This is a genomic window from Leptolyngbya sp. CCY15150 (assembly GCF_016888135.1).
Lineage (GTDB): Bacteria > Cyanobacteriota > Cyanobacteriia > RECH01 > RECH01 > RECH01.
In genome coordinates this window covers 1-1,280 of sequence record NZ_JACSWB010000133.1, presented here as the reverse complement: position 1 = coordinate 1,280, position 1,280 = coordinate 1, and the positions used below count along the sequence as shown (strand labels likewise).

1 protein-coding gene is annotated in these 1,280 nt (G+C 52.2%); it reads left to right on the top strand.

Going from position 1 to position 1,280, the window contains the following annotated elements; translation table 11 throughout:
* Positions 1-770: 770 nt before the first annotated feature.
* Complete coding sequence (locus JUJ53_RS25005; RefSeq protein ID WP_275415721.1) at positions 771-893, top strand: hypothetical protein; 123 nt, start codon at positions 771-773, stop codon at positions 891-893.
* Positions 894-1,280 lie beyond the last annotated feature (387 nt).

Sequence of the window (1,280 nt, the reverse complement as noted above, 5' to 3'; positions counted from 1 at the left end):
AGCGATCGCTCTCTCTGTAGCTAGACCGTCTTCATTCGGATGCAACTGGCTGCGATCGCCTCCCAACTTCAATCCCTCAAAACGGCCTTCTTTGATGCCTGTGCAGATCTCGATAGAACGTCACTCAAACTCGACTCGGCTGTTATGTCTCGCACGTTAACGGTTGGTCAGTAGGACGACCCAAACAACATCCTCGAACAGGAACAACGGCTCAAGCAACTCAGCCGTTGCACCACACATGAGCCAACGGACGGACGACAAATGACTTGGTCTATTCGACTTTCTGTTTAGTCACGCTGGTGATAGCGATCGCTATCACCGGTTGCCTATTGACTCGGTAGTTGAAGGGGATGCTGGCATCGCGGACAGCAGGATAGGAGCAATAGCGGATGTTGCTCGCCGTCAGGGCGCTTGACCACATCTGCTGAAGTCGAGCGCTCGCTACTATCCTCATCGGGGAAAGCTGCTGCCGTTGCACTCGCTTGGGACAACGCTGACAAGATGGACTTGCCCAGTACCATACAATGGGCGATCGCTCTCCTAACATCAATGACCGATGACCGATAACTCCCGCTCAGGCAATTGGCGCGGCGAAAGCGTCCCAGGAAACAGAAGCAGAAGACTTGGCGACAAACAGTCAATGTAGTCATGGCAAGCGCGGAGGGCGTTGAGGAGCGATAGGTGTTCGATTTCTAGGTTTTGGCAGGATGGACTGACGCTGGGCTAATCCGGTGGCGCTGGGGGGATCAATGCCCAGGTGTGGTGGGATAGTGGCTATATCCTTGTTCGGCGGCGTGGATCTCGACTTGTTGGGCAATTTGCGCACGCCTGGTCTGGCGTATCCCTCGATTCCCTTGCCGGTCATGCTTGATAAGGTAGTCTTGCCACCCTGAATCGGTTTTATGATGTCCGGCATCGGCACGTTCTCTACGGCTTAGACCGCTTGCGCCTTGCGTTCGATCATGACTGACTAATCGTTTTAGGTTTTAGATGAGTTATGCGCAGCCGATGACGGGTGGGGCGACTCCCTAAAATGATGCGATCGCTATAGCCCTGGTCAGACTTGATTTCTAACTACTGCAATGACAAATAGCGTGGCACGGTTTCTGCTTTTCTTGCAATGAGGACACCTCTAGTTTCGGGACGCAACTGAAGTGCCACGCTATTTGTCATCAACTCGTCAGGAATATATTAATTCCCCATAGACGGAATGCCTTATTAGACAAGGGTTTAGTCACTTCTAGGTGACGATTTTGTGTGCCACGCTATTTGTCATCAAT